Genomic DNA, 24952 nt, shown 5'->3' on the forward strand with positions numbered 1-24952 from the left:
CACTAACCCGCGTGAGCGAGCGATTCGTGGTGGCCGGTGGCAACCGGTTATCTGGCGAAGTTGCCGTCGGGGGAGCCAAGAACAGCGTGTTGAAGCTGATGGCGGCCTCGCTTCTGGCCGAGGGGACCAGCACGATCACCAACGCCCCGGACATCCTGGACGTACCGCTGATGGCGGAGGTTCTGCGGGGTCTGGGCGCGACCGTCGAGCTCGACGGCGGCACCGTGCGCATCACCTCGCCCGATGAACCGAAGTACGACGCGGATTTCGCCGCGGTCCGTCAGTTCCGCGCCTCGGTGTGCGTGCTCGGGCCCCTGGTCGGCCGGTGCAAGCGGGCCAAAGTGGCGCTGCCGGGTGGCGACGCCATCGGGTCCCGCCCGCTCGACATGCACCAGGCCGGCCTGCGGCAACTCGGTGCTCGCTGCAATATCGAGCACGGCTGCGTGGTCGCCGAGGCAGAGCACCTGCGCGGCGCCGAGATTCAGCTCGAGTTTCCGTCGGTCGGGGCCACCGAAAACATCCTGATGGCCGCGGTGGTGGCCGAAGGTGTGACGACTATCCACAATGCCGCCCGCGAACCCGACGTCGTCGATCTCTGCACAATGCTCAATCAGATGGGCGCCCAGATCACCGGCGCGGGCACGCCCACCATGACGATCACCGGCGTCGACCGGCTCTATCCCACCGAGCACCGAGTCATCGGTGACCGCATCGTGGCGGCCACGTGGGGGATCGCCGCCGCCATGACTCGCGGAGACATCTCGGTGACCGGAGTCGACCCGCAGCATCTTCAACTGGTGCTGCACAAGCTGCACGATGCCGGGGCCACGGTGACGCAGAGCGACGACGGTTTCCGGGTGGTCCAGTACGAGCGGCCCAAAGCGGTCAATGTCGCAACGCTGCCCTTCCCCGGGTTCCCGACGGACCTTCAGCCAATGGCCATCGGCCTGGCGTCGATCGCCGACGGCACGTCGATGATCACCGAAAACGTCTTCGAAGCCCGGTTCCGTTTCGTCGAGGAGATGATCCGCCTGGGCGCCGATGCGCGTACCGACGGCCACCATGCGGTGGTGCGGGGCATTCCGCAGCTGTCGAGTGCGCCCGTGTGGTCATCGGATATTCGTGCCGGCGCCGGTCTGGTGCTGGCCGGCCTGGTCGCAGATGGGGACACCGAGGTGCACGACGTGTTCCACATCGACCGCGGATATCCGCTCTTCGTCGAGAACCTGGTGGCTCTCGGCGCGGAGATCGAGCGGGTCGGCTGACACTCATCCGCGACGGTTCATTGGGGCGAATCACGCGGTGTTCCTGGCGTTTTGGGTTAAGCGGCTTTAGGGCGTACTATTTCAACAGAAGCCAACGGCCCCAGTAGAAATCGACTGGCGGACGAGGCTTGACGTCTCTCTCCTTATGGAGTACAGTGGCAGGGTTGCCTGCCGAGCGGGTGTGTTGTTTGAGAACTCAATAGTGTGTTTGGTGGTTTTTGTTTGTTGTTTTTTGCCGTGCCTCTTTTTCCCGTTTAGGGGTGTGGTTTTTTTGTGATGCCAGTTTTGGTGTCGTTTTGTTAGGTCGGACTTGTTCTGATTCGAATTCGCCTGGCCTGTTGGGTTGGGTTGTTTTTGTTTGGAGAGTTTGATTCTGGCTCAGGACGAACGCTGGCGGCGTGCTTAACACATGCAAGTCGAACGGAAAGGCCCTTCGGGGTGCTCGAGTGGCGAACGGGTGAGTAACACGTGGGTGATCTGCCCTGCACTTTGGGATAAGCCTGGGAAACTGGGTCTAATACCGAATACACCCTGCTGGTCGCATGGCCTGGTGGGGGAAAGCTTTTGCGGTGTGGGATGGGCCCGCGGCCTATCAGCTTGTTGGTGGGGTTATGGCCCACCAAGGCGACGACGGGTAGCCGGCCTGAGAGGGTGACCGGCCACACTGGGACTGAGATACGGCCCAGACTCCTACGGGAGGCAGCAGTGGGGAATATTGCACAATGGGCGCAAGCCTGATGCAGCGACGCCGCGTGAGGGATGACGGCCTTCGGGTTGTAAACCTCTTTCAGTAGGGACGAAGCGCAAGTGACGGTACCTATAGAAGAAGGACCGGCCAACTACGTGCCAGCAGCCGCGGTAATACGTAGGGTCCGAGCGTTGTCCGGAATTACTGGGCGTAAAGAGCTCGTAGGTGGTTTGTCGCGTTGTTCGTGAAAACTCACAGCTCAACTGTGGGCGTGCGGGCGATACGGGCAGACTGGAGTACTGCAGGGGAGACTGGAATTCCTGGTGTAGCGGTGGAATGCGCAGATATCAGGAGGAACACCGGTGGCGAAGGCGGGTCTCTGGGCAGTAACTGACGCTGAGGAGCGAAAGCGTGGGGAGCGAACAGGATTAGATACCCTGGTAGTCCACGCCGTAAACGGTGGGTACTAGGTGTGGGTTTCCTTCCTTGGGATCCGTGCCGTAGCTAACGCATTAAGTACCCCGCCTGGGGAGTACGGCCGCAAGGCTAAAACTCAAAGAAATTGACGGGGGCCCGCACAAGCGGCGGAGCATGTGGATTAATTCGATGCAACGCGAAGAACCTTACCTGGGTTTGACATGCACAGGACGCTGGTAGAGATATCAGTTCCCTTGTGGCCTGTGTGCAGGTGGTGCATGGCTGTCGTCAGCTCGTGTCGTGAGATGTTGGGTTAAGTCCCGCAACGAGCGCAACCCTTATCTTATGTTGCCAGCACGTTATGGTGGGGACTCGTGAGAGACTGCCGGGGTCAACTCGGAGGAAGGTGGGGATGACGTCAAGTCATCATGCCCCTTATGTCCAGGGCTTCACACATGCTACAATGGCCGGTACAAAGGGCTGCGATGCCGTGAGGTGGAGCGAATCCTTTCAAAGCCGGTCTCAGTTCGGATCGGGGTCTGCAACTCGACCCCGTGAAGTCGGAGTCGCTAGTAATCGCAGATCAGCAACGCTGCGGTGAATACGTTCCCGGGCCTTGTACACACCGCCCGTCACGTCATGAAAGTCGGTAACACCCGAAGCCGGTGGCCTAACCCCTTGTGGGAGGGAGCCGTCGAAGGTGGGATCGGCGATTGGGACGAAGTCGTAACAAGGTAGCCGTACCGGAAGGTGCGGCTGGATCACCTCCTTTCTAAGGAGCACCACGAGATCTGGTCCCGCCCACAGTGTGTGGGGGTTCGGTGTGCCAGGCGGTTCGTTGGATGGCCTTTCGCCTGTAGTGGGTGGGGGTCTGGTGCGCGACAAGCATTGGGTGCCGGCAGGGGAAACTGCGGGTGCGAAATCATCGGACACACTATTGGGCTTTGAGGCAACAGGCCCGCTATCTCTTTGTCCCGTTGTGGGAAACCGGGGATAGGTCTGGTTGTCGCCCTGCTTTGGTGGTGGGGTGTGGTGTTTGATTTGTGGATAGTGGTTGCGAGCATCTAGCAGCGAATGGGCATGCGCATGGTTTTCCGTGGGTGTGTTGTTCGGTGTTGATGTGCAATTTCAGAGTTTTTTAAACTTTTGGTTTTGTGTTGTAAGTGTTTAAGGGCGCATGGTGGATGCCTTGGCACTGGGAGCCGATGAAGGACGTGGGAGGCTGCGATATGCCTCGGGGAGCTGTCAACCGAGCGTGGATCCGAGGATGTCCGAATGGGGAAACCCGGCACGAGTGATGTCGTGTCACCCACCGGTGAATATATAGCCGGTGGGGGGGAACGCGGGGAAGTGAAACATCTCAGTACCCGTAGGAAGAGAAAACAAGTGTGATTCCGTGAGTAGTGGCGAGCGAAAGCGGAGGATGGCTAAACCGTAGGCATGTGATACCCGGCGGGGGTTGTGTGTGCGGTGTTGTGGGGCGTTTCTTCTCTCCTCCGCCGAGGGGGGCAGGAGTGATAAACCGTTGTGTTAGTCGAAGTGGCCTGGGATGGTCTGCTGTAGAGGGTGAGAGCCCCGTAGGCGAAAACGCAATGGCTTCTGTGAAGCTGTCCCCGAGTAGCAGCGGGCCCGTGAAATCTGCTGTGAATCTGCCGGGACCACCCGGTAAGCCTGAATACTTCCCAGTGACCGATAGCGGATTAGTACCGTGAGGGAATGGTGAAAAGTACCCCGGGAGGGGAGTGAAAGAGTACCTGAAACCGTGTGCCTACAAGCCGTCAGAGCCTTCGATTTTGTCGTGGGGTGATGGCGTGCCTTTTGAAGAATGAGCCTGCGAGTCAGGGACATGTCGCGAGGTTAACCCGGGTGGGGTAGCCGCAGCGAAAGCGAGTCTGAATAGGGCGTATCCGAACAATAGTGTTTGGTGTAGTGGTGTGTTCTGGACCCGAAGCGGAGTGATCTACCCATGGCCAGGGTGAAGCAGCAGTAAGATGTTGTGGAGGCCCGAACCCACTTAGGTTGAAGACTGAGGGGATGAGTTGTGGGTAGGGGTGAAAGGCCAATCAAACTCCGTGATAGCTGGTTCTCCCCGAAATGCATTTAGGTGCAGCGTCGCAGTGTTCTTGCCGGAGGTAGAGCTACTGGATGGCCGATGGGCCCTACTAGGTTACTGACGTCAGCCAAACTCCGAATGCCGGCAAGGTGTAATGCGGCAGTGAGACGGCGGGGGATAAGCTCCGTGCGTCGAGAGGGAAACAGCCCAGATCGCCGGCTAAGGCCCCTAAGCGTGTGCTAAGTGGAAAAGGATGTGCAGTCGCGAAGACAACCAGGAGGTTGGCTTAGAAGCAGCCACCCTTGAAAGAGTGCGTAATAGCTCACTGGTCAAGTGATTGTGCGCCGATAATGTAGCGGGGCTCAAGCACACCGCCGAAGCCGCGGCAGCACACGTGTGTGCTGGGTAGGGGAGCGTCCTGCATCCGGTGAAGCCACCTGGTAATGGTGTGGTGGAGGGTGTGGGAGTGAGAATGCAGGCATGAGTAGCGATAAGGCAAGTGAGAACCTTGCCCGCCGAAAGACCAAGGGTTCCTGGGCCAGGCCAGTCCGCCCAGGGTGAGTCGGGACCTAAGGCGAGGCCGACAGGCGTAGTCGATGGACAACGGGTTGATATTCCCGTACCCGTGTGTGCGCGTCCCTGATGAATCTGTTCTGCTAACCGCCCAAAACTTGGGCCACCGGAGACCTTCGGGTCGATGGGGTTCAAGGGCTGCGCGGGACCCGGATGGGTAGTAGTCAAGCGATGGGGTGACGCAGGAAGGTAGCCGTACCAGTCAGTGGTAATACTGGGGTAAACCTGTAGGACGAGATCTAGGTAAATCCGGGTCTCAGGTGTCTGAGAGGTGATGCATAGCCGAGTGAGGTGAATTCGGTGATCCTATGCTGCCGAGAAAAGCCTCTAGCGAGCACACACACGGCCCGTACCCCAAACCAACACAGGTGGTCAGGTAGAGAATACCGAGGCGTACGAGTGAACTATGGTTAAGGAACTCGGCAAAATGCCCCCGTAACTTCGGGAGAAGGGGGACCCCGTACCGTCAGCACCTTTGCGGTGGGCAGCGGTGGGGGGTGGCACAAACCAGTGAGAAGCGACTGTTTACTAAAAACACAGGTCCGTGCGAAGTCGCAAGACGATGTATACGGACTGACGCCTGCCCGGTGCTGGAAGGTTAAGAGGACCTGTTAACCCTTTCGGGGGTGAAGCGGAGAATTTAAGCCCCAGTAAACGGCGGTGGTAACTATAACCATCCTAAGGTAGCGAAATTCCTTGTCGGGTAAGTTCCGACCTGCACGAATGGCGTAACGACTTCTCAGCTGTCTCAACCATAGACTCGGCGAAATTGCACTACGAGTAAAGATGCTCGTTACGCGCGGCAGGACGAAAAGACCCCGGGACCTTCACTACAACTTGGTATTGGTGCTCGATACGGTTTGTGTAGGATAGGTGGGAGACTGTGAAGCGGCCACGCCAGTGGTTGTGGAGTCATTGTTGAAATACCACTCTGATCGTATTGGGCCTCTAACCTCGAACCGTTTATCCGGTTCAGGGACAGTGCCTGGCGGGTAGTTTAACTGGGGCGGTTGCCTCCTAAAATGTAACGGAGGCGCCCAAAGGTTCCCTCAACCTGGACGGCAATCAGGTGTTGAGTGTAAGTGCACAAGGGAGCTTGACTGCGAGACGTACATGTCGAGCAGGGACGAAAGTCGGGACTAGTGATCCGGCACCCCCGAGTGGAAGGGGTGTCGCTCAACGGATAAAAGGTACCCCGGGGATAACAGGCTGATCTTCCCCAAGAGTCCATATCGACGGGATGGTTTGGCACCTCGATGTCGGCTCGTCGCATCCTGGGGCTGGAGCAGGTCCCAAGGGTTGGGCTGTTCGCCCATTAAAGCGGCACGCGAGCTGGGTTTAGAACGTCGTGAGACAGTTCGGTCTCTATCCGCCGCGCGCGTCAGAAGCTTGAGGAAACCTGTCCCTAGTACGAGAGGACCGGGACGGACGAACCTCTGGTCCACCAGTTGTCCCACCAGGGGCACCGCTGGATAGCCACGTTCGGACAGGATAACCGCTGAAAGCATCTAAGCGGGAAACCCCCTCCAAGACCAGGCTTCTCACCCATTCAGTGGGATAAGGCCCCCCGCAGACCACGGGATCAATAGACCAGACCTATAACCGCAGCAATGCGTCAGGGAACTGGCACTAACCGGCCGAAAACTTACACACAAACTCGCAACCACACACATCCACGAATGCCAAACAAGCATTCACACCCCACCACCAATAACACCTCCCCCACCCACCAAAAGGGGGGCACTCCCACAGAGTGCACAAAGTTACGGCGGTTAATAGCGGCAGGGAAACGCCCGGACCCATCCCGAACCCGGAAGCTAAGCCTGCCAGCGCCGATGATACTACCCAACCCGGGTGGAAAAGTAGGACACCGCCGAACACAAATTAAGCCCTCGACCCTCCAATTTCGATTGGAGGGTCGAGGCATTTGTGGAGCTAATCGAATAATGTCGCGATTGGTGAAATGCGACTTCTCTCCATTTCTAACAACGCCCGCTTTCTGTCCAGCCCGCCGCCGTATCCGGTGAGGCTGCCGTTCGAGCCGATAACCCGGTGACACGGCACGATGATGCCGATCGGATTATGGCCATTCGCCAGGCCGACGGCGCGGAACGCTCCGGGCGAGCCGATCTGGCGGGCGATTTCGCCGTAGGACCGCGTCTCCCCATACGGGATCGTCAGCAGCGCCTCCCATACCCGCCGCTGAAACGCCGTACCGACCAGGTCGAGAGCCAGGTCGAAGTCCAACCGATCGCCGGCGAAGTAGGCGTCGAGCTGTTCGACAGCCGCCGGAAAGGCACCGTCGTCTGACTCCCAACCGTCATGGCTCGGCTCATAGGTCTGGTCGACCATCCGAAGGTGCATCAATCTGCCGTCCTTGCCGGCGAGCGTAAGCGGTCCGACCGGACTGTCGACGGTGCGAAATTGCAATGTTGCCATCACTTCTCCTTCGGCGGCCACTCATTGACCGCATGATCGAGCGCTGTCCACAGATGTTGGGTGGCGTATGAGCGCCATGGTCGCCATCGGCGGCTGCGCTCGGTGAGCAAGCGAGGATCGTCGGGCAGACCGATCTGCTTGGCGGCCAACCGAACGCCGAGATCGGCGCCGGGAAACGCGTCGGGATCACCCAATCCACGCATTGCGATCACCTCGGCGGTCCACGGCCCGACGCCAGGCAGGGCCAATAACCGCTCGCGGGCCTGGTTCCAATCGCATCCCGCGTCGAGCACCACATCACCGGCTGCGAGGGCCGCGATGAGACCGACCAGCGACCGCTGCCTGGCCTTCGGAAAGGCCAAGTGCGTCGGGTTGATCTCGGCGAGGTCGTCGACCGCCGGAAAGACATGCGTCAAGCCACCATCGACGTCTTCCACCGGCGCGCCGTAGGCCGCCGCGATACGCCCGGCGTGCGTGCGGGCGGCCTTGAGCGACACCTGCTGGCCGAGCACCACCCGAACCGCGAGCTCGTGTTCGTCGACGGTGCGCGGTATCCGCTGCCCCGGCGCCTTCGCGATCACGCTGATCAGATCCGGGTCGGTGCTCAGCGCGTCGACGACAGCCTCGGGATCCGCATCGAGGTCGAGTAATCGGCGGCACCGCGCGATCGCGGTGGACAGATCGCGGAAGTCGTCCAACGCGATCCTGCACAGCACATGGTCGGGGTGCGGAGTGAGACTGACGATTCCGCTGCCGTTGGGCAGCCGAAGGGTACGCCGGTAGGCGCCGTCACGGACCTCCTCGACGCCGGGCACCGCACTCGCGGCGAGATGACCGAACAGCCCCTCGTACGCGAAAGGGGTCCGCACCGGGAGTCTCAGCGACAGCGCGCCGGCGCCGCCACCTCGCTCGAAACGCGAACGCGAACGCGCCCGCTCACGCAGTGCGGTCGGTGTGAGTGCGCAGACCGTGCGCACGGTGTCGTTGAACTGGCGGATGCTGGAGAAGCCCGCGGCGAACGCGACGTCTCCGAACGGCAGCTCGGTCGTTTCGATGAGTACCCGGGCGGTCTGGGTGCGTTGTGCCCGCGCCAGCGCAAGCGGATTCGCCCCGACCTCCGCCTGTAACAGTCGCTCGAGTTGGCGGGTGGTATAGCCGACGCGGCCGGCCAATCCCGTGACGCCCTTGCGATCCACGGTGCCGTCCGCGATGAGCCGCATCGCTCTGGCCACCACGTCGCTGCGCACATTCCATTCCGGTGAGCCCGGTGAAGCATCCGGACGACAGCGTTTGCAGGCCCGAAAGCCGGCCTGCTGCGCGGCGGCGGCGGTCGGATAAAACCGCATGTTGCGGGCGTATGGCGGCCGCACCGGACAGCTCGGGCGGCAGTAGATCTTGGTGGTGAGCACGGCGGTGACGAACCAGCCGTCGAAACGGGCGTCCTTCGACTGAACGGCCCGGTAGCAGCGGTCGAAATCCTCGTGCATACCTCGACAATTACACGTACCCACCGACATCACTGGCGGAAAAACGACATCGATGTCGCGGCGCAGTGGGCGCGGCGGAACTAGTTCACCGGTTACCTCGGCGCCGCGCTGTCGAGTACATCGTTGAATGCCTCGGTGGAGCTGGGGTGGGTGTAGATTGCCTGGCACAGCTGGCTGGCGGTTACCGAGTTGCGCATGGCCAGCGCGACGGTGTTGATCAGCTCCTGAGAATCCACGCTCAGTATGGCGGCGCCGAGAATCAGATCGGTGTCGGCGCTGATGACGAACTTCATCATGCCCCGGGTTTCCCCGACAATTTTCGCCCGCGGCATCCCGACGATCTGCGCGACGGGCTTGGCGGCGACCAGAATTCGGTGCCCCTGGTCGATCGCCTCCCTCTCGGTGAGCCCGACGGTCGACAGCGGCGGGGTCATGAACACGTTCTGCGGCACCGCAACTCGGTCAGTGACGGCCCGAGTCCCATCGCCCACAAGTTGGTCTGCGACGATCCGGCCGTCGTCGAGCGATATGTAGGTGAACTGCGGGCCTCCGTTGACGTCGCCGATCGCGAACACGTGCGGCTGGCTGCTCCGCAGGTGCTCGTCCACGAGGATGGCGCCGTGCGCGTCGGTCGCAATGCCCGCCGCCTCCAAACCGAGTTCACGGGTTGCGGGCCTGCGCCCCGAGGGGGCCAGGATCAGGTCGACTTCGTCCTCGTGCCGGAACAATGCCGGCAAGTTCGGCCGGCGTCAGATCTTCATGTAATTGCAGCAGCGCCAAGGGATTACCACGCGCTTCGGCGAGTATGCTCGAACGTATCCTCTCATCGATCGGCCCAGGCAACGCTGCACAAAGGAGCGCGCAGGCGTCTTTGCCCTCCAGACCGTTGATGATCGTTGTGGGAGCCCCGCTAGCTCACAGCCATCGCTGGGATCGCGAACGGCGAAGAGCAGCCCGATCGGCTCTGCCAGGACCCGTCGTGCCACGAAGGTCAGCACTCGCACCGATGCGCGGTCGAGCCACTGCACATCATCGATCACACACAGCAACGGCTGCGTGGCGGAGAATTCGGCCAGCAGGCTCAGAACTGCGAGGGCGACCAGGAATTGGTCTGGCCTCTTTCCTTCACGGAGGCCGAACGCCACGCCAAGGGCTTCACTTGTGGAGTCGAGAGCTGGTCCAGAAGATCTGGTCCAGAAGATGGAGCATGGATGCGCACAACTGGTGTAAGCCGGCGTACGCCAGTTCCATCTCCAACTCCGCTCCGGCGATGTGCGCGACGTGGACGTCCGATGCCTGGCCAAGCAAGTAATCCAGCAGTGCAGTCTTGCCGACTCCGGACTCGCCACGCAGGACCAACGCCGCGCTAGCGCCTCTCCGCGCTCCATCCAGCAACTGCTCCAGGGCCGCGAGTTCGCGGCGCCGGCCGATGAGGGTAGGCAGAGAGCGATCCCGAGCTGTCACCTGCAACTCCCTTCACCCCCCAGGCCTGTCACTTGAGACGCGGCAGGGCCTTACCGATGTCACGGTCGACCTTCAAGCGGTCGGCGCGCCGATTCCGTCAGGTTGGCAAACCCCTTTGCGTGCAGTCCATTTGACCACTCTGACAGCTACCTTCGGCTACGCGGGTCAACACCTTCGGCCTGCGCAGACGATGTCCGCCGGTGTCAAGAATGACTGCCTGTGGGAGTGGTGTGAGGTTCGTTGAGCCGCGCGCCACCGTGGAAAGGTCCAGATCTTTACCAACTGCCCACCTAGCCCCGGCTCCTGCGGGGCGTCAGACGCATCGTCTGTCCCTCGGCACGCGACCTACGAAAGTCGTTGCTGTTTCGCGCAAATCATTCGCCGGCAGACGGTCGGCAGCGCTGTAAATCTGTCTGGTGCGCGCCGCGAGGCGGTCGATCACTCGTTGCGTGAAGCGACGACAGGCGGCCGACGGGCTTGACCGTTCGGGGCCCGAAGTCCTATCCTCCTAATGGTTATTATCCGATTAACCATTAGGTCTACCGATCCTCCGGAGGACGCGATGACGACGTTTTCGAACCGCTCGCTCAGCGACCGCCTGCTGAGCGTCTCCACTATCGATGCCATCGCGGGCGTCCTGGGCCGCTACGGGCTCGTGGTCGTCATCGGGTGGATAGGCGTGCTGAAATTCGCCGACTTCGAGGCACACCAGATTCAGCCGCTGGTCGCTCACAGTCCCTTCATGGGCTGGCTGTATGACTTCCTGCCCGTGTACACCTTCTCGGCGCTGTTGGGTGTCTTCGAAGTCGCCGCCGCGGTCTTGCTGGCCATCAAGCCACTGGCTCCGCGGCTGTCGATGGCCGGCAGTGTGATGTCCGTCGTGCTGTTCGTATCCACCGTCAGCTTCCTGTTCACCACACCAGGGGTGGGTGAACCGGCCGGTGGTGGTTTCCCGGCGATCTCGCTTACCGGCGAATTCCTGCTCAAAGACATCCCGCTGCTGGGTCTTTCTTTCTGGACGCTGGCGGATTCGATCCGCGCCGCCCAGCGGCGCAGGACGACGATGTAGCAGTCGGTCCAACTGCCCGGATCCGGATCGAAGCGCAGGGAGTGCGGTGTGGTTTGACGGTGCTGCGACGGCGGCGGGCAGGGGATCAGCGGCGGTGTTGGCGCTTGCGGTGTGCGCATCTGTGCTTCTGTTCGACAGCCAACGGGCGGCCGCCCAACCCGCTTCTGACGACCTGGCCCAAATGGTGACCACACTTGCCGACGCCGAACAACAATTGAGCGATGTCGGCGCAGCAATCCAGACGCGACAGGACCAGGTGAACAAGGCGATCATCGAGGTGCAGTCGGCCCGCCACCTCGCCGACCAGGCCTCGCGCAATGTGGTGGACAGCCACCGTGCTGTCATTGCCGCAACCGCCGCGATCACGTCTGCGCAACAGCGGTTTGACCAGTTCGCGCTCGCCGATTACGTCAATGGACCGCCGGCGTCGTACCTGACCGCGGCGAGCCCCGAGGACTTGATCGAGGCGGATTCCCAGCAGCAGACCCTGGCGCAGAGTTTCGTCGTGGCCCTGTCCACTCTGCAGCGGGCCCGCACCGAGCCCGCATCGCAGGCCGCCACACAGCCGTCGAACTGGTGGCCCGTCGGCGGCGATCTGTGGGACCGCGCGCCTGCCGCCGATCCATCGAGGGGCCGCAGCCAATCGGACACCACCTTGCCGATGGTGCCCAGCGCGAATGTCGGTGGCGATCCTGCTGCACTTTTGAAGTCAGTTCTGCAGATTTCCGCGACCTCGGCGCAGGTGACCGCACCACTGGGCCCCTCGTTTCTCTCGGCGCTCGGCATCGATGTCGGCGGCCCGGTCGGTGGCGCCGACACGGGCATCACCAACGGTCGTATCCCACGTGTGTACGGGCGGCAGGCGTCGGAATACGTCATCCGTCGAACGATCTCGCAGCTGGGTGTCCCGTATTCCTGGGGCGGGGGGACTGCCGCAGGCCCCTCGCGAGGGATCGACGACGGCGCAGGCATCGCGGGCTTCGACTGCTCGGGCATCGTTCTCTACGCGTTCGCTGGAGTCGGAAAGGAACTTCCCCACTATTCAGGCGACCAATACAACGCCGGCCGCAAGATCCCGTCATCGCAGATGCGCCGCGGTGATCTGATCTTCTACGGTCCCAACGCAGGTCAGACGAAGCGCTCCACCTCGGCCGGGGCGTGGTGCTCGAAGCGCCTTTCACCGGATCTGATGAATACATCTCGCCCGTCCGCACGACGGGCATGACCCGTACGTCACCCGCCTCATCGAATATCGAGGCACGACCACCGTTTACGGTAAGAAATTTAATCAGGAATGGAGACACCCGATATGTCGGACAACACCTACGACGTCATCGTGATCGGCGCCGGTCCGGTCGGACAGAACGTCGCCGAACGCAGCCGCACGGAGGGGCTGTCGGTCGCGGTGGTGGAGCGTGAGCTCGTAGGCGGTGAATGTTCCTACTGGGCTTGCGTTCCTAGCAAAGCGTTGCTGCGGCCCGTGCTGGCCGTCGCCGATGTCGGGCGGATCGATGGCGCCCGTGAGGCGCTCACCGGCCCGATCGACGCCTCAGGCGTATTCGGCAGGCGGGATCGTTACGTGACCAACTGGGACGACACCGGCCAAGCCGACTGGGTGGAGGCGACGGGCTCGGAATTGATCCGCGGTCATGCTCGGCTGGCCGGGCCTCGGCGCGTCGCGGTCGCCGCGCCGGACAACCAGACCGTCATGCTGGCCGCGCGGCATGCCGTGGTGATCTGCATCGGCAGCGGCGCCGCGCTGCCGGATCTACCCGGCATCGCCGAAGCCCGACCGTGGACGAATCGCCAGGGCACCGACAGCAGCGCTGTGCCCGATCGGCTTGCGGTGGTGGGCGGTGGTGGTGTGGCCGTCGAAATGGCAACAGCCTGGCAGGGTTTGGGGTCGTCGGTGACGCTGCTTGCCCGACGTTCCGGCCTGCTGCCCCGGATGGAACCGTTTGTCGGTGAGTTCGTCGGTGCTGGACTCGACGCGGCTGGGGTCGCCGTGCGCGTCGGGGTGTCGATCACCAAACTGCGCCGACCGGGCGGCAGCGGTCCGGTCACCCTGGAACTCGACGACGGCACCGAACTGGAGGTCGACGAGGTGATGTTCGCCACTGGCCGGTCACCGCTCACGCACGACATCGGCCTGGAGACAATCGGTTTGACACCGGGCACCTGGCTTGACGTCGACGACACCCTGCAAGTGCGCGATGTCGACGGCGGCTGGCTCTATGCCACCGGCGACGCCAACCACCGGGCGCTGCTCACCCACCAGGGCAAGTATCAGGCACGGATCGCCGCTGCGGTGATCGCCGCGCGGGCCGACGGGCGATCCGTCGACACCGCCCCGTGGGGCCCACATGCGGCGACGGCCGACATACACGCCGTACCCCAGGTCTTCTTCACCGATCCGGAGGCGGCCGCGGTCGGCTTGACCGCGCACGAGGCCGAGCAGGCCGGCCACCGGATCCAGGTGGTGGACGTAGAGATCGGCGAGGTGGTCACCGGCGCAAAGCTTTACGCCGACGGCTATCGCGGACATGCCCGCATGGTCGTCGACCAGGATCACGGGTATCTGCTCGGCGTCAGCTTCACCGGGCCCGGCGTGGGCGAGATGCTGCATTCGGCCACGGTCGCGGTGGCCGGCCGCGTTCCGATCGATCGGCTGTGGCATGCAGTGCCCTGCTTCCCCACCGTCAGCGAGGTGTGGCTACGCCTGCTGGAAGGCTTTCGCGACGCGAATCGCTGAACGGGCTCAGCCGCGTTGGCGTTGCGCGTGCCGGGCTACCCGGGCGCGATTACCACACAGAGCCGAGCACCACTCCCGACGGAAGTGGTCCTTGACGAAGTAATAGGCGCACCCCGGTGCTGTGCACGGCCGTAGCTGTTGCCACAGCGGGCCGGTGACAAGGTCGATCGTCTGTCGGGCGATCAGGGTGATCAGCGCGTCGCCATATGACTTCCCGGCCCACCGGTCACGACGTGTCAGCCCGCGGTGTTCGGGTCGAAGTTCGGGCCACATCGAAGTCGCCGTGCAGGCAGCGTTCACGATCGATGTCGCTGTGGACAGATCGGGCACCGGAGACTGTCCCACGGTTCGCGGATCGTTCGTGTGCTCAGCGGCCAGCCTGCGAACCGCGTCGCGCAGACTGACAAGACGCTCCACGGCGTCCCCGGACAAGCCGTCAGTGCGGTGGCTTTCGGTCATCAATTCGGACCGCTCACCAATGGCCTTGACCCAGCCCTGCGCATACGTCCCCTCGGCGAACGAGTCGTGGACGCCGTGCCGATCGATCCAGACGGTGTTGGCCAGCGCGAGCGGTGCGGGCTCATCCAGTCGCGGCGGGGGCGACGTCATTGTCATAGGCCCTCCCCATCTGTCGGCGCTCGTAGTGGTGGCATCCTGAACCGCCATTCTAATGGCCAACTACCGCAACTGGCATTAGTGCGGCCGGCTTGACCGCCGCGACCTTCCGTATGCTACTTATGGCCATAGAGCACAGGACCATTAGTTCACGCGATTGGCGGTTCTGATGCCTTCCTCACCGTCGGTCGGTGCCCTGGTCATGCGGCCATGATCCCCCTGCGGACATCGGAATGCGTCGTCGCAGTGGTCGACCACTGCTCGATCAGCAAGGCCGCGTCCGCGCTGTACATGTGGCAGCCCGCGTTGTCCCAACCAGATCGCGTCCCTGGAACGCGAGGTGGGCGCACTTGTGGTGGAGCGCCTGCCGCGGGGGTGCGGGTGACGGCCATGGGCTGGACGGTAGCCGAAGGTCCGAATCGCGCTCGCCGTGGCCGAACAGGCGATACAGGCCGGCAGAAGGGTCAGCCGCGCGACTGCCGGCCGGCTGCGGGTTGCCTGTGCCAAGACGATGACCGCCTGGCTGCATCGCGATCGGGCCTCGACCGACAGCACGACGGCCCACGTCAGTGTCCTCGCAAAGAGGAAATCGTGGTCGTTGTTGCCCGGGGACACCGTTTTCGCAGAGACGGTGGGGGAGTAACCCTCGCGGACCTGTCCGACGAGCCGTTTGTCCATTACCACCCGAGCAACGGCACGGCGGTACGGGTCGACCAATTTGCCGCCCGACCACGACGTGGCTCTCAATCCGGTCCTGCGCACGGGCAGCCCGCGCACGGCCCGCCCAACTCGCAGCGGCGTGGGTGGGAGTGTCCATCGTGCCGATATCGGCAGCGCGACATCATTGCGGTAGTCGCCGCACCCTCCGACAATCTCGTACCACAGTTTCTTGCCGACCTTCACCGGCGCGGTATGCCGACCAGGTGTGACCCGGGCTGACCAGATAGAAACTCCGGCGAACGGGTATTGCCCAGCCATGAGCGAGGAAATGCTTGACGTGTTGCTGGAACTCGAACGGGCGGGCTGGAATTCGTTGTGCGATTCGACCGGCTCCCACTTCTATGGCGGTGTGATGCTGCCCGAGGCGGTGATGGTGCTGGCCAACGGCATGGTGATGGACCGCGAGACCGTCGTGTCGGCTTTGTCGGAGTCGCCGCCGTGGCGCAGGTACGAGATCGACGACGTTCGACTGATCACCGCCGACTCGGACAACGCCGCCCTGGTGTACACCGGGACCGGCTACCGCGAGGGCGAGGAGCCGGCCTTCGTCGGCGCCATGTCCAGCGTCTACCACCGCACCGGCGACGGCTGGAAGCTGGCGCTGTATCAGCAGACGCAGCGGCCGGACTAGCACCTCGAATCCTGCCCGGCGATGCCCTCGATGCCGTCACGCTCGTCCATGACGGTGATATACAGAAGCCATTCATCACACTGTTATGGGGGGTTCCGCCGTGACCAACCGTTACCTCGAGGATGAATTCGCGCCGATCGACGCGGAATACACGCTGACCGACCTTGATGTCATCGGGACGATCCCGGAACACCTCGACGGACGGTATCTGCGCAACGGTCCCAACCCGATCGGAGAGGTCGATCCCGACCTCTATCACTGGTTCGTCGGCGACGGCATGGTGCACGGCATCCGTATCCGGGACGGCAAGGCCGAGTGGTACCGCAACCGCTGGGTGCGTGGGCCGCAGGCGGCAAGGGCGCTGGGAGAGCAGGCGCCGGCCGGCGAGTTTCGTCTATCGGGGATCGGCGCCAACACCAATGTGATCGGACATGCGGGCAAGACTCTGGCCCTGGTCGAATCCGGGGTCACGAATTTCGAACTCAACGACGATCTGGACACCGTCGGTGTGTGCGACTTCGACGGGACGCTGACCGGTGGGTACACCGCACACCCCAAACGTGACCCAAATAGCGGTGAGCTGCACGCGGTTTCGTACAGTATGTGCCGCGGCAACACGGTGCAGTATTCGGTCATCGGCGCCGACGGCAGGGCGCGACGCACCGTCGACATCAAGGTGGCCGGCAGTCCGATGATGCACGACTTCTCGCTGACCGAACGCCATGTGGTGTTCTACGACCTGCCGGTCACCTTCAACGTTCGTCAGGCCGTCGAGATGACCGTGCCCCGCGGGCTGCGGTTGCCTGCCCGGATGATGTTGTCCGCGTTGATCGGACGGGTTCGCATTCCAGATCCCGTCAGCGCGCGGCAGCCCCGTGGGAACACGTCCGACCGACGCTTCCCGTACGCGTGGAATCCGGATTATCCGGCCAGGGTCGGTGTGATGCCACGCGACGGCGGCAACGCGGACGTCCGCTGGTTCGACGTGGAACCCTGCTATGTCTTCCATCCGCTGAACGCTTACGACTCCGACACTTCCGAAGGCGATACCGTCGTGCTGGACGTGGTCCGGCATCCGAAGATGTTCGCCACCGACCTACTCGGCCCCAATGAGGGGACTCCGACGCTGGACCGGTGGACCGTTGATCTCGCCGACGGCAAGGTAAGGGAATCGCGCATCGACGACCGCGGGCAGGAGTTTCCTCGGGTCGACGAGCGGCTTGTCGGAAAGCGGCACCGGTACGGGTATGCGCCCATGGTCGGGGACGGTGCAAGCGGCGCCGACACGCTGCTCAAGCACGATTTTCTCGGCGAGACCAGCGCGGCCAGGTCATTTGGATCGGGGAAAGTATTGGGGGAATTCGTGTTTGAACCCTCTGCGCCGGACGCAACCGAGGATGACGGTGTGCTGATGGGTTATGTGTACGACCGCGCGACCGATCGCAGTGAGCTGGCCATCCTTGATGCCGCGACGTTGCGGGACGTCGCGGCCGTCAAGCTGCCTCACCGGGTGCCTGCCGGATTCCACGGCAACTGGGTGCCGGCGGCCGATTGACTTGGAGTCGTTCCGTGGTCCCCGAGTCTCTCGTCGGTTGGCTCCTTGACTCTGACTCCGCGCTGCGCTGGCAGGTCGAGCGCGATCTGGTCGGCGCGCCGCCCGAGGTCTGGCAGGCGACGCGGGCGCGGATAGCGATCGACGGCTTCGGGGCGCGCCTTCTCGCGCTTCAGGATCCGGACGGCCAATGGGCAGGCGGCGCATTCTTTCCCGCGGACTTCGACTGTCGAGAGCCCGAGGCGTCTGAGGGACAGCCGTGGACAGCCACGACGTGGACGCTCAACTCGCTGCGGGAGTGGGGCCTCGATCCCGGCGTCCTACGCCGGCGGGGCACGGCCGAACTCCTCACCGCGAACTGTCGCTGGGAGTACGAGAATCTGCCGTATTGGAGCGGCGAGGTCGACTGCTGCATCAATGCCTGGACGGTGGCGAACGGCGTGTGGCTCGGCGCCGACATCACCGGTGTCGTCGACTGGCTCGTGCAACATCGGCTACCCGACGGCGGCTGGAACTGTGAGTGGATCGAGGGCTCGACGCGATCGTCGTTTCACTCGACGCTCAATGTGCTGAAAGGACTGCTCGCCTACGACACGGGGACCGGGGGCACGGATGCCACTCGGGCAGCGCGGCGATCGGGTGAGGAGTACCTCCTGCAGCGAGATCTCTTCCGGCGCTTGTCCAGTGGCCTGCCGGTGGCGCCGTGGGTCGATCGTTTCGCCTATCCCGATGGACGGACGAGCGCCGCGGCGATCGGGTGAGGAGTACCTCCTGCAGCGAGATCTCTTCCGGCGCTTGTCCAGTGGCCTGCCGGTGGCGCCGTGGGTCGATCGTTTCGCCTATCCCGATCGCTGGGTGTACAGCGTCCTCAACGGAGCCGAGTATTTCCGCCAGGCGTCACTTCTGGACGGACGAGCGCCAGACCCACGTATGGCGGATGCTATCGAGATGATCCGTGCCGCAAGGCAGCCGGACGGATGTTGGCTTCAGCGCCATCGGCATCCCGGACGGGTGTGGTTCGAAGTCGATGCGCCGGTAGGGGAGCCGTCCAAGTGGCTGACCCTGTTCGGAGTGCGAGTGCTCGCCTGGTGGGACCACGAGGTGTCCTGATCCGACCGGGCCCGGCCGTCGGGCCTGGTCGGAACAGGGTGAAGCGCATTTTTTACAGCGGAATCCACGTTCCGAGGAACCAGAAACCCCAACCGGGACCATTACCGGCCGGCACCGGATTGACTTGCTGGCCGTTCCAGTTGAACGGCTGGTGGTCGAAGCGTCCCTGGTCGATTCCACGGTTGTGCCAGTCGACCGGGGCGGGGCCGCGGTCATCGCGGTGGTCATCGCGGTGGTCGTCGCACTGCGGGGCTCCCGGGTGGCCACATCCCTGCCAGGGATCTGCATTGGCGGTTCCGAGACCGACGCCGAACAGCCCGGTGATGCCGATCCCGGCCGCCAACGACGATACGCATAGGGCACGCTTGAAAGACATTCTCTCGCTCCATTTCTCGCTGATGCGACGGGCGTGCCGCACACACAGAGACGCTAGGAGCCGGAAATCGGCCAGCGCTGTGTTCACAGTGTGCGGGCGCTGTGTAAGCCATAACGGATTGGCAAACGGTTGCCCTCAATGAGATTGAAGCGCGCGGTGCCGCGGACGCCGCCCGGCAGAATCGGCGAGGCCGGCCCGCGGAGCACGTCCATGCGGTTCCGCGCCGCCGACGGCGCCGGGAATCCCGACCCCGGGTGTGGTCGGCCTGCTCTTCCTTGGCAGACTGTCCGGGTGGCACAGATAACGTTGCGTGGAAATCCCGTCAATACGGTCGGCGAGTTGCCCGCCGTCGGGTCGCTGGCCCCCGGCTTCACACTCACCGGCACCGATCTCGACGCGGTGCGCGGCGAACAGTTCCGTGGTAAGCCCCTGCTGCTTAACATCTTTCCATCGGTGGACACACCGGTCTGCGCCATGAGCGTGCGAACCTTCAACGAGCGTGCCGCCGCCGGTGGTTTCGCAGTGGTGTGTGTATCGAACGACCTGCCCTTCGCGCAGAAGCGGTTCTGCGGCACGGAGGGGATCGAGAACGTCGTGACGGCGTCGGCGTTCCGCGGCAGCTTCGGTGAGGACTTCGGCATCACGATGGCCGACGGTCCCTTCGCCGGACTGCTCGCGCGAGCCGTGGTCGCGGTCGACGCGGACGGAAGCGTCGTTCACACCGAACTCGTGCCCGAGATCGCCAACGAACCCGACTACGACGCGGCCATCTCGGCGATCAAGTAACTACTCCGGCCGGCGATGACCGGTCAGCTGCGGATAGCCCGTCTACGCTGCAGGAATGGCGCCGACCCACTACCGCACGATCGCCGTCGACGGACTGAACATCTTCTACCGCGAGGCGGGGCCGGCCGAGGCGCCGGCCATCCTGCTGCTGCATGGCTTCCCCTCCTCGTCGAGAATGTGGCAGCCGCTGATCGACCGTCTCGCCGACCGCTACCGGATGATCGCCCCGGACTATCCGGGATTCGGGCACAGCGATGCGCCACCGGCCGAGGTATTCACCTACAGTTTCGACCGCATCGCCGAAGTGATCGAGCGGTTCGCCGACGAGGTCGGACTTGCGCGTTACGCCATGGTCGTCCAGGACTACGGCGGGCCAGTCGGGATGCGTCTGGCAGTACGACGGCCCGATCGCCTCACTGCGCTCGTTGTGCAGAACGCGGTATGCCACGAGGACGGCCTCGGTCCGCTCTGGGAAACGCGGCGCGCGTTCTGGGCCGACCGTCGCGGCCACGAAGAGGCGCTTCGGGTGAACTTCCTCTCGGCCGCCGCGACCCGGCAGCGACACGTCGGCAACAGTCCGAATCCCGACCGCTACGACCCGGACCTCTGGACCGACGAATTGGCGTTCCTCGGCCGGACGGGCCAGCCGGACATCCAGACCGACCTCTTCTATGACTACCGCACCAACGTGGCGAGTTATCCAGCGTGGCAGCAATGGCTGCGCTCCACTCAACCGCCGCTGCTGGTGGTGTGGGGCCGATACGACCCCTCCTTCGAGGTCGCAGAGGCCGAGGCGTACCGCCGCGATGTCCCGAATGCGCAGGTCCGAGTCATCGATGCGGGCCACTTCGCGCTCGACGAGGCTCCCGGCCTGGTAGCCGATCTGGCCGGGCGATTTCTCGACGAGGCCACCACCGGCGGTTGATCCGACCGCCTGAAACCCATTCTGGCAACGTCGCGCGCTGCTATAACGAATCCGGGACGCTCGGTTCCGTCAGAGAAAGCGGACCTCGATGTCGATGTCGCGCGCAGATTCATCCAGCCAGCGTTCGGTGACCCCGGCCGCGGGATACGGCAGGTTCATCGGCCGTGTCGGCGCGCTCGCAGTGGCGTTCGGCCTTGGCGCGGCGATTGCGAACACCCCCGGGATCGCCCAGGCCGACGAGGAGCCAGGCGCTGCCTCCGGGGCGCCGTCAGCGTCCGCCGACTCCTCGGCGTCGAAGGACTCGTCGTCGGATGCGACCGGTCAGACGGCGGCCGAGACGTCTGCCCAGTCGACCGCTGATGACGACAAATCCGAGGTCGAACCCGGCCACGATGTCAAGAAGAACGACGACAACCCCGTCGAGACCACCTCGCATGTCCCCGACGCGGCGGCGGCGACGGACGACGAGGCCGACACGACACTGCAGATCGTGCCGAAGAAAGACGCGGTGGCGCCGAGGCCCGTCAAACGCAACGACCGTCCGGTGCCGATCGGCGCGCCCGACGACACCACCACGACTGTCGTGAAGCGCAGCGTCGTCCCGGACGAGAGATCCACGACGGACGAGCCAGACGAACCATCGGACGGTCGAATGGTCCGAATGCGCGACGACGGTGGCTCGTCGGCCGATCCCGTCGACGCGGCGGGGCCGCCGTCCATGCAGGTGAGCATGCGAGCCGGTGCTGTGACCGAGGACGTCGCCGTTCCGGTGACCGCCGCTGCGTCGCTGGTCACGCCGCCCGCCCGCGGTCCGGTCGGTTTCGTGACGGGCTTGGTCGCGGGGCTGTTGTCGGCAGTCGGACTGAATGAGCAGGTGTCCAGCGGCCCGGTCGCACCGGCCGAACCCCCGACGTTGTGGGCCCTGCTCGGCTGGGTGCGCCGCGAGATCGGCCATGCGTTCAACCCCGGCGCCACGGTGGCGGCCGCGCCTGCGGCCACGGCGATGACAGCGTTGGTGCAGCCGGTGCCTCTCGCGGCGGCTCCCGTTAGTCCGCTGGGCACTCAACAGCAGCTCGCGGCCGAGCAGATCGCCGCCAGGACCGCGGCGTCGATTCCGGTTCAATTGATGAAGTTCGTGCTGCGGCTGGGATTCATGTCGTCGGCGAACCAGCAGTTCGGTCGCGCGGATCAGCAGAATCTCGACCAACTCGGCGCCGCGGTCGACGAATACGCCATGGCGTCGGCGTTCCAGCAACTGATTCTCAACTCCAACGACCCCACCGTCGTCATGCAGGTGGCACCGCCGCACTCGTGGTACGGCCAGTTCGTGCCCGGTTCGCGCATCCTCTACGACAATCCGGACACGATCTACCGCTTCATGGGTGTCAACGCCGCGTCGTCCTATGTCATCACCGGCCGCTTCGCGGGCGACGTCCCCGCAGACACCACGTTCAGCGTGCTGACCGGCTTGACCGGAAACACCGCGAGCGTGCTGACCAAGGACCAACTCAAAGTCAATCCGGATGGCACGTTCACCATCGCCGCCGACTCCTCGCCTGCCAACGGGCGCGACAACCATCTTCAGCTGCCCAACGACGCCACCCTGATCGCGTCGCGAAACACGTTGTCGGACTGGATTAACCAGGTGCCGATGAGCCTGTCGATCCAGCGCGTCGGCGGCCCGCCGAACAGCCTCTTCAGCCAGCTCGGCGGTTTCGCCATCCCGGGCCTCGGGCCGCTGGTGGTGAGCAATCCGTTGCTCACCACGCTGGTCTCGTTGATTCCACCGCTGCCTTACCACCCGCCGATCCTGCGAGGCGTCGTCACCGCCGTGATCATGGCCCTGGGCATCCAGCGGGAGGTCACGTACATGGCGGTGGCCACGACCGACCCCGCAACCGGACTGCCCCTTGGGCCCAACGTGTTGAAGAACCCCACCCGCAACGCGGAATTCCTTGCGACACAGCTGCAGAGCGCCGGATGGTTCCAGCTGTCCGGCACCCAGGCCCTGGTGATCGACATCGACCCGGGTGATGCCAAATACTTTGTCGTCCCGGTGACCGATGACTGGACGATCAGCGACAACTACTGGGATGAGCAGACCAGCCTGAACAATGTGCAGGCCGTCAAGAACGCCGACGGCAGGACCTACACGATCGTGGTCTCACCGACCGACCCCGGCGTGGCGAACTGGGTCTCCACCGGCGGTCTGAGCCAGGGCACGATCTCCATTCGCTTCCAGGATCTGCCCGTCAATCCGACGAGGCTTCCGACCGTCAGCGCCACCGTGTACGAGCGCGACGCGCTGCCCGCCGACATCAAGCGCATCAGCGATGCGGACCGGGCACTGCAGCTGGCGGCGCGCAAAGCCGGCTTCGACAACCGGTTCGCGCCCTTCCCGCAGCTGTAGCCGAGGGGGCTAGACCGGCAGCGCCAGCGTGGTGGGTTCGTCATGCCCGCGCAGTGTCACCGTGTCGCCCAAAGTCCAATGGGCGGCTTCATTCTCGGTGGCACCGGCCACTGTGTCCGAGGAGGCGAGCAGGTGGCTCGGCGCGTTCTTGGACAGTTCGCACAGTCGTGCCGCCTCGTTGACGGGTTCGCCGATCACGGTGTATTCGAAACGTTCCTTGGCGCCCACGTTGCCCGCCACCGCCTCCCCGGACGCGACGCCGATTCCGGCATCGCACTCGGGCACCTCCTGGCGGATCCGGTGGGCGATCGCGCGGCCGGCCGCCAGTGCCTCGTCCTCGGGATGGTCGAGGTGGTTCGGCGCGCCGAATACCGCGAGCGCGGCATCGCCCTCGAATTTGTTGACGAACCCGTGGTGGCGATCAACCTCTTCCACGATCACCGCGAAGAACCGGTTGAGCAGGTCGACCACTTCGGTCGCCGGCCGGCCGGTCACCAACTGCGTCGAGCCGATGATGTCGACGAAGATCACCGCGACGTGCCGTTCCTCACCGCCCAACTTCGGACGTTGTTGCTCGGCCGCGGCCGCCACCTCGCGCCCGACGTGACGCCCGAAGAGGTCACGGACCCGCTCGCGTTCGCGTAACCCACCGACCATCGAGTTGAATCCGCGCTGAAGCTCGCCGAGTTCGGTGCCGTCGAAAACCACGACTTCACAGTCGAAGTCGCCGTCCTCGATATGCTGCAGTGCGGAGCGCACCACACGTACCGGGGTCGCGGTCAGCCACGACAGCAGCCACATCAGGATGAAGCCGAAGATCAGGGCGAACAACGAAAGGATCATCACCGCGACCGTGAACTGCGTCGGTGTCAGATTCTGCAGCGCGAGCGTGATCACGGCGGCCAGGAGGATACCGAGCACGGGAACCCCGGAACCGACGGCCCACACCAGCATCGTGCGGCCCATGATGCCGTGGGCGAAGCGGCGCGGTGGGCGACCGGCCTCCAGGGCCTGCGCCGCAACGGGACGCAGCGCGAACTCGGTGAACAAATAGCAGCTCGCTGATACCACCAGGCCGGGAAAGCTGATGCCCAGCGCGACCTTTGGAATGAAATTGGTATCGACCATCGCGTAGAGCGTGGTCAGCGCCACAGTTCCCGTCCCCCACAGCACGAGCAGTACCCGGGTCAGCCGCGATGGCGCGTAAAACGTGTTGCGTTGATCCTCTCGGGTCGGTGCGACCTCTTCGATGGCCCACCGGACATTGTTGATGACCCGTCGGGTGGCCCAGAAAACCCCGACAACCAGGGCCGCGACGATGTACGCCGGCGCGACCGCGAAGGTGATCCACCTGACTCCGGGTTCGAACACGCTGGGCGTGGGGAAGGTGATGGTCACCACCAGGATCGCGATGCCGATGCCGATCAGGTTGGCGACCACCACGAAGGTCGTGAGAATCAGCTGGATGCGTAGGCGACGGCGCCGTTGACTCTCGGTGACCTTGCCCAGCAGCCAAGAGCCGTAGTCGGGCGTGTCGACGAGTCGGCCGCTCTGGCGGGTGACCGTCTCGAGGACCCGGCCGAGCCGCTGGGCGACGCTCTTGTTGGAGTTCATCGTGGG

The 24952-nt window shown here is 63.8% G+C and carries 18 protein-coding genes, 3 rRNA genes and 1 pseudogene; 15 read left to right on the forward strand and 7 right to left on the reverse strand.

The window, feature by feature from the left end:
• Window positions 1-11: 11 nt before the first annotated feature.
• The 4 genes from murA (at window position 12) to rrf (ending at window position 6875) form a co-directional block, all read left to right on the forward strand.
• The gene (murA, locus tag ACVWWN_RS15540) at window positions 12-1265 is read left to right on the forward strand and encodes a UDP-N-acetylglucosamine 1-carboxyvinyltransferase (RefSeq protein WP_457144698.1); all 1254 of its coding nucleotides are present in this window, start codon (window positions 12-14) and stop codon (window positions 1263-1265) included.
• Window positions 1266-1620: 355 nt separating this feature from the next.
• A 16S ribosomal RNA gene (locus ACVWWN_RS15545) occupies window positions 1621-3142 on the forward strand.
• 385 nt (window positions 3143-3527) lie between these two features.
• Window positions 3528-6649, forward strand: a 23S ribosomal RNA gene (locus ACVWWN_RS15550).
• A 111-nt stretch (window positions 6650-6760) separates the two neighbouring features.
• A 5S ribosomal RNA gene (gene rrf, locus ACVWWN_RS15555) occupies window positions 6761-6875 on the forward strand.
• The 16S, 23S and 5S rRNA genes sit together here, the layout of an rRNA operon.
• Before the next feature lie 56 nt (window positions 6876-6931).
• On the opposite strand, the gene ACVWWN_RS15560 is transcribed toward rrf, so the two are convergent.
• From ACVWWN_RS15560 to ACVWWN_RS15575, 4 genes are all read right to left on the reverse strand, one after another.
• Window positions 6932-7435 (reverse strand): methylated-DNA--[protein]-cysteine S-methyltransferase, encoded by a 504-nt coding sequence (locus tag ACVWWN_RS15560; protein WP_457149146.1) that lies wholly within the window; start codon window positions 7433-7435, stop codon window positions 6932-6934.
• The gene (locus ACVWWN_RS15565; RefSeq protein WP_457144699.1) at window positions 7435-8922 is read right to left on the reverse strand and encodes a DNA-3-methyladenine glycosylase 2 family protein; all 1488 of its coding nucleotides are present in this window, start codon (window positions 8920-8922) and stop codon (window positions 7435-7437) included. The genes ACVWWN_RS15560 and ACVWWN_RS15565 overlap by 1 nt, the downstream gene beginning before the upstream one ends.
• Before the next feature lie 92 nt (window positions 8923-9014).
• The gene (locus tag ACVWWN_RS15570) at window positions 9015-9650 is read right to left on the reverse strand and encodes an FAD-dependent oxidoreductase (RefSeq protein WP_457144700.1); all 636 of its coding nucleotides are present in this window, start codon (window positions 9648-9650) and stop codon (window positions 9015-9017) included.
• Between the two features lie 427 nt (window positions 9651-10077).
• Window positions 10078-10386: an ATP-binding protein gene (locus ACVWWN_RS15575; RefSeq protein WP_457144701.1), complete on the reverse strand. Its 309-nt coding sequence runs from the start codon at window positions 10384-10386 to the stop codon at window positions 10078-10080.
• Between the two features lie 562 nt (window positions 10387-10948).
• Here ACVWWN_RS15575 and ACVWWN_RS15580 point away from each other — a divergent pair.
• From ACVWWN_RS15580 to ACVWWN_RS15590, 3 genes and pseudogenes are all read left to right on the forward strand, one after another.
• The gene (locus tag ACVWWN_RS15580) at window positions 10949-11455 is read left to right on the forward strand and encodes a YkgB family protein (RefSeq protein WP_457144702.1); all 507 of its coding nucleotides are present in this window, start codon (window positions 10949-10951) and stop codon (window positions 11453-11455) included.
• Window positions 11456-11501: 46 nt separating this feature from the next.
• A pseudogene (locus ACVWWN_RS15585) lies at window positions 11502-12708 on the forward strand (NlpC/P60 family protein); the annotation flags it as partial.
• 41 nt (window positions 12709-12749) lie between these two features.
• Window positions 12750-14207, forward strand: coding sequence for a dihydrolipoyl dehydrogenase family protein (locus tag ACVWWN_RS15590; RefSeq protein WP_457144703.1), 1458 nt, complete (start codon window positions 12750-12752; stop codon window positions 14205-14207).
• A gap of 6 nt (window positions 14208-14213) precedes the next feature.
• Here ACVWWN_RS15590 and ACVWWN_RS15595 read toward each other — a convergent pair whose 3' ends face one another.
• Window positions 14214-14822, reverse strand: a complete 609-nt coding sequence (locus ACVWWN_RS15595; protein WP_457144704.1) for a CGNR zinc finger domain-containing protein — start codon at window positions 14820-14822, stop codon at window positions 14214-14216.
• Window positions 14823-15212: 390 nt separating this feature from the next.
• Between ACVWWN_RS15595 and ACVWWN_RS15600 the strand changes: the two genes are divergently transcribed.
• The 5 genes from ACVWWN_RS15600 (at window position 15213) to ACVWWN_RS15620 (ending at window position 18835) form a co-directional block, all read left to right on the forward strand.
• Window positions 15213-15761, forward strand: coding sequence for a LysR family transcriptional regulator substrate-binding protein (locus ACVWWN_RS15600; RefSeq protein WP_457149147.1), 549 nt, complete (start codon window positions 15213-15215; stop codon window positions 15759-15761).
• Between the two features lie 37 nt (window positions 15762-15798).
• Window positions 15799-16173: a nuclear transport factor 2 family protein gene (locus ACVWWN_RS15605; protein ID WP_457144705.1), complete on the forward strand. Its 375-nt coding sequence runs from the start codon at window positions 15799-15801 to the stop codon at window positions 16171-16173.
• Window positions 16174-16273: 100 nt separating this feature from the next.
• Window positions 16274-17728, forward strand: coding sequence for a carotenoid oxygenase family protein (locus tag ACVWWN_RS15610; protein ID WP_457144706.1), 1455 nt, complete (start codon window positions 16274-16276; stop codon window positions 17726-17728).
• Between the two features lie 14 nt (window positions 17729-17742).
• Entirely contained in the window at window positions 17743-18486 is a 744-nt protein-coding gene (locus ACVWWN_RS15615) for a squalene cyclase (protein ID WP_457144707.1), read from the forward strand.
• Window positions 18455-18835 carry a hypothetical protein gene (locus ACVWWN_RS15620; RefSeq protein ID WP_457144708.1) on the forward strand — a complete coding sequence of 127 codons (381 nt, stop codon included), beginning with the start codon at window positions 18455-18457 and terminating at the stop codon, window positions 18833-18835. Before ACVWWN_RS15615 ends, ACVWWN_RS15620 begins: the two co-directional genes overlap by 32 nt.
• A 52-nt stretch (window positions 18836-18887) precedes the next feature.
• On the opposite strand, the gene ACVWWN_RS15625 is transcribed toward ACVWWN_RS15620, so the two are convergent.
• Window positions 18888-19211, reverse strand: coding sequence for a hypothetical protein (locus tag ACVWWN_RS15625; protein WP_457144709.1), 324 nt, complete (start codon window positions 19209-19211; stop codon window positions 18888-18890).
• A 291-nt stretch (window positions 19212-19502) separates the two neighbouring features.
• On the opposite strand from ACVWWN_RS15625, the gene tpx reads away from it, so the two are divergent.
• The 3 genes from tpx to ACVWWN_RS15640 all read left to right on the forward strand — a co-directional run bounded on the left by tpx (window position 19503) and on the right by ACVWWN_RS15640 (window position 23332).
• On the forward strand, window positions 19503-19997 hold the full coding sequence (tpx, locus tag ACVWWN_RS15630; RefSeq protein WP_457149148.1) for a thiol peroxidase: 495 nt from the start codon (window positions 19503-19505) through the stop codon (window positions 19995-19997).
• 55 nt (window positions 19998-20052) lie between these two features.
• Window positions 20053-20922, forward strand: coding sequence for an alpha/beta fold hydrolase (locus ACVWWN_RS15635; RefSeq protein ID WP_457144710.1), 870 nt, complete (start codon window positions 20053-20055; stop codon window positions 20920-20922).
• A gap of 88 nt (window positions 20923-21010) precedes the next feature.
• Window positions 21011-23332: a hypothetical protein gene (locus ACVWWN_RS15640; RefSeq protein WP_457144711.1), complete on the forward strand. Its 2322-nt coding sequence runs from the start codon at window positions 21011-21013 to the stop codon at window positions 23330-23332.
• 9 nt (window positions 23333-23341) lie between these two features.
• Here the strand turns inward: ACVWWN_RS15640 and ACVWWN_RS15645 are convergent, their stop codons facing one another.
• The gene (locus ACVWWN_RS15645; protein ID WP_457144712.1) at window positions 23342-24946 is read right to left on the reverse strand and encodes an adenylate/guanylate cyclase domain-containing protein; all 1605 of its coding nucleotides are present in this window, start codon (window positions 24944-24946) and stop codon (window positions 23342-23344) included.
• Between the last annotated feature and the right edge of the window lie 6 nt (window positions 24947-24952).

This window comes from Mycobacterium sp. URHB0021 (assembly GCF_054057895.1).

Excerpts from the sequence above, each read along its gene's own strand:
- ACVWWN_RS15560 (WP_457149146.1), bottom strand. The coding sequence starts at position 7,435 with ATGGCAACATTGCAATTTCGCACCGTCGACAGTCCGGTCGGACCGCTT.
- ACVWWN_RS15565 (WP_457144699.1), bottom strand. The coding sequence starts at position 8,922 with ATGCACGAGGATTTCGACCGCTGCTACCGGGCCGTTCAGTCGAAGGAC.
- ACVWWN_RS15580 (WP_457144702.1), top strand. The coding sequence starts at position 10,949 with ATGACGACGTTTTCGAACCGCTCGCTCAGCGACCGCCTGCTGAGCGTC.
- ACVWWN_RS15590 (WP_457144703.1), top strand. The coding sequence starts at position 12,750 with ATGGAGACACCCGATATGTCGGACAACACCTACGACGTCATCGTGATC.
- ACVWWN_RS15595 (WP_457144704.1), bottom strand. The coding sequence starts at position 14,822 with ATGACAATGACGTCGCCCCCGCCGCGACTGGATGAGCCCGCACCGCTC.
- ACVWWN_RS15600 (WP_457149147.1), top strand. The coding sequence starts at position 15,213 with ATGGGCTGGACGGTAGCCGAAGGTCCGAATCGCGCTCGCCGTGGCCGA.
- ACVWWN_RS15605 (WP_457144705.1), top strand. The coding sequence starts at position 15,799 with ATGAGCGAGGAAATGCTTGACGTGTTGCTGGAACTCGAACGGGCGGGC.
- ACVWWN_RS15620 (WP_457144708.1), top strand. The coding sequence starts at position 18,455 with ATGGACGGACGAGCGCCGCGGCGATCGGGTGAGGAGTACCTCCTGCAG.
- ACVWWN_RS15625 (WP_457144709.1), bottom strand. The coding sequence starts at position 19,211 with ATGTCTTTCAAGCGTGCCCTATGCGTATCGTCGTTGGCGGCCGGGATC.
- ACVWWN_RS15635 (WP_457144710.1), top strand. The coding sequence starts at position 20,053 with ATGGCGCCGACCCACTACCGCACGATCGCCGTCGACGGACTGAACATC.
- ACVWWN_RS15640 (WP_457144711.1), top strand. The coding sequence starts at position 21,011 with ATGTCGATGTCGCGCGCAGATTCATCCAGCCAGCGTTCGGTGACCCCG.
- ACVWWN_RS15645 (WP_457144712.1), bottom strand. The coding sequence starts at position 24,946 with ATGAACTCCAACAAGAGCGTCGCCCAGCGGCTCGGCCGGGTCCTCGAG.